This is a genomic window from Mesorhizobium sp. M7A.F.Ca.CA.002.09.1.1, from assembly GCF_003998555.1.
Classification (GTDB): domain Bacteria; phylum Pseudomonadota; class Alphaproteobacteria; order Rhizobiales; family Rhizobiaceae; genus Mesorhizobium; species Mesorhizobium ciceri.
Map to the genome: position 1 here is coordinate 1 of NZ_RZRR01000765.1, position 2747 is coordinate 2747.

General features: G+C 65.5%; 4 protein-coding genes. All 4 read left to right on the forward strand.

What is annotated here, in order from left to right:
- On the forward strand, nucleotides 1-544 hold a 544-nt coding region (locus tag EN994_RS25860), incomplete at its 5' end, for an ABC transporter permease (RefSeq protein WP_164746193.1).
- Nucleotides 537-1385 (forward strand): ABC transporter permease, encoded by an 849-nt coding sequence (locus EN994_RS25865; protein ID WP_013527973.1) that lies wholly within the window; start codon nucleotides 537-539, stop codon nucleotides 1383-1385. The genes EN994_RS25860 and EN994_RS25865, both read left to right, overlap by 8 nt.
- A complete protein-coding gene (locus tag EN994_RS25870; RefSeq protein ID WP_063169951.1) occupies nucleotides 1382-2263 on the forward strand; it encodes an ABC transporter ATP-binding protein in 882 nt (293 codons plus the stop codon). The genes EN994_RS25865 and EN994_RS25870 overlap by 4 nt, the downstream gene beginning before the upstream one ends.
- A partial coding sequence (locus EN994_RS25875; protein WP_127307914.1) for an ATP-binding cassette domain-containing protein occupies nucleotides 2256-2747 on the forward strand: 492 nt, incomplete at its 3' end. The genes EN994_RS25870 and EN994_RS25875, both read left to right, overlap by 8 nt.

Genomic DNA, 2747 nt, shown 5'->3' on the forward strand with positions numbered 1-2747 from the left:
GTTCGGCGTGCTGGTGCCGATCTTCGACATTTCCGGCCGGGTGTCGCCGCAGCTCGACCTGCCCTTCGTCACCCAGTTTTATCTGTTCGAGAGCTTGCTTCGTCTGCGCCTCGACCTGACCTGGGATCTGCTGAAACACATGCTGATGCCGGCCGTGGCGCTGGCGCTGCCGCTGGCGGCGATCATCTCGCAGCTGCTGAAACAGTCGCTGAAGGAAGTGCTCGACCTCGACTACGTCGTGCTGGCGCGGGTCAAGGGATTCTCGGAAACACAGGTCATCCTGCGCGAAGCGCTGAAGAATGCCGCGCTGCCGACGCTGACGCTGGTCGGCGTGCAGTTCACCTTCCTCATCGGCGGCACCGTCATCGTCGAACGGCTGTTTTCCTATGAAGGCCTCGGCAACATGGCGATCGACGCCGTCATCAACCGCGACCTGCCGCTGATTCAGGGCATCGTGCTGGTCTTCGCGCTGCTGTTCGTGCTGATCAACCTCAGCGTCGACATGATGTACGCGCTGCTCAATCCAAGGCTGCGCCATGGATGAGGGCCGCGCTCAAAGACGAGCTGTGTCGCCGCGTCTGTGGCTTGCCGGCGGTTGGCTGCTGCTGGCGCTTCTGGCGGCAATCTTCGCGCCGCTGGTCGCGCCGCAGGATCCGCTGGCGCAGGATTTGATGCTGGAACGGTTGCCGCCGTTCTGGATGGCCGGCGCCGAACCCGGCTATTGGCTCGGCACCGACAGCCTCGGCCGCGATCTGTTGTCCCGGCTGATCTTCGGCGGCCGCATCGCCTTCATCGTCGCTTTCGCCGCGGCCATCGCCGCCTGCCTGGTCGGCTCGATGCTGGGGCTCATAGCCGGCTATTTCGGCGGCTGGGCCGACCGCATCATCTCGCGCATCGTCGATGTCTGGATGGCATTTCCGCCGGTGCTGTTCGCCATCCTTTTGGTTGCGGTGCTCGGCACAGGCTTGAGTTCCGTCATCCTGGCCATCGCCATCATCGACTGGACGCGTTTCTGCCGGGTGATCCGTGCCGAGACGATGGGCCAGTCGCGCATGGATTATGTCGAGAATGCCCGCATCGCCGGCTATGGCCGCATCGGCATCATGCTGCGCGAAGTGCTGCCCAATGTGGTGCCGTCAATCGTGGCGCTGCTGTCGCTGGAAATGGGCATCGCCGTCATCGTCGAGGCGATCCTGTCCTTCGTCAATCTGTCGATCTCGACCGACGACCCGACCTGGGGCGGCATCATCGCCGAGGGCCGGCTGTCGATCCATCAGGCCTGGTGGGTGCTGGTGTTCCCGCTGATCACGCTCATCCTCACCGTGCTGTCGTTCAGCCAATTCGGCGAGGCGTTGAAGACGCGCTTCGACCCGGTGCTGCGATGAGCGCGGTCTGCCTTGACATCGCCAATCTGAGCGCCGTGCTGCCCAACGGCCAGCGCATGCTGCGTTCGGTGTCGCTCTCCGTCCAACCCGGCGAGGTCCGCGCGTTGGTCGGCGAAAGCGGCGCCGGCAAGACGATGATCGGCAAGGCTGTGCTTGGTGTGCTGCCGTCGAGCGTGCGCATCGTCGAAGGCGATATGTTGCTTGAGGGCGAAGACCTCGGCAAGTTGCCGCCCAAGGCACGGCGCACGCTGATCGGGGCATGCACGGCGCTGATCCCGCAGGACCCGCTGACCGCTCTCAACCCGTCACGCCGCATCGGCTCGCAGATGACCGACCGGCTGGTGCGCATCCTCGGCTGGAGTGGCGAGAAGGCCGATACCCGCATTCGCCAGTTGCTGGACGAGGTGCAGATCCGCGACCCCGACCGCGTGCTCAAAAGCTATCCGCACGAACTGTCCGGCGGCATGCGCCAGCGCGTGCTGATCGCCGCCGCCTTCGCCGCGGAGCCAAGGCTGATCGTCGCCGACGAGCCGACCACGGCGCTCGACGTCACCGTGCAGAAGCAGATCCTGCGGCTGATCGCTGCGTTGCAGCGCGAGCATGGCACGGCGATCCTGTTCGTCACCCATGATCTCGGCGTCGTCGCCAAGATCAGCCAGAGGGTCTCGGTGCTCTATGCCGGCAAGGTGGTGGAGGAGGCCGAGACCGCAGCGCTCTTCGCCGCGCCGCAGCACCCCTACACACGGGCGCTGATCGCGGCGACGCCACGCTACACCGATCCTTTCGCCTCGCTAAGACCGGTGGACGAGGCGGTGCTGGCCGGACTTGCTTCGGAGATCGCTGCCGCCGACCAAGCCTGGAGGCGGCCGCATGGTTGAACCGTTGTTCTCCGTGCGCGGGCTGAAGGTCGCGCTGCCCGACATGACGCGCAAGCCACTGATCGGCCGCGCGCCATTGGCCGAAATCCTGAAGGGCCTGGACTTCGACCTGCCGCGGGGCTCGGTGACCGGCATTGTCGGCGAATCCGGTTCGGGCAAGTCGACGCTCGGCCGCGCTTTGGTGCGCCTGCTGGAGCCAAGCGCCGGCAGCATCCGCTTCGACGGCCGCGACATCACCAATCTGCCGGAAGCGGAGCTGCGGCCGCTGCGGCGCAATCTGCAGATGATTTTTCAAGATCCGATGTCGTCGCTCAACCCGCGCTGCACCATTACCAGCATTATCGCCGCGCCTTTGAAGCAGAATGGTCTTGGCGACAACCTGAAGGCGCGCGTCGCCGAGGCGCTGCAGCGTGTCGGCCTGCCGCAAAGTTTCGCCAGCCGCTATCGGCACGAACTGTCGGGCGGCCAGCGCCAGCGCTGTCTC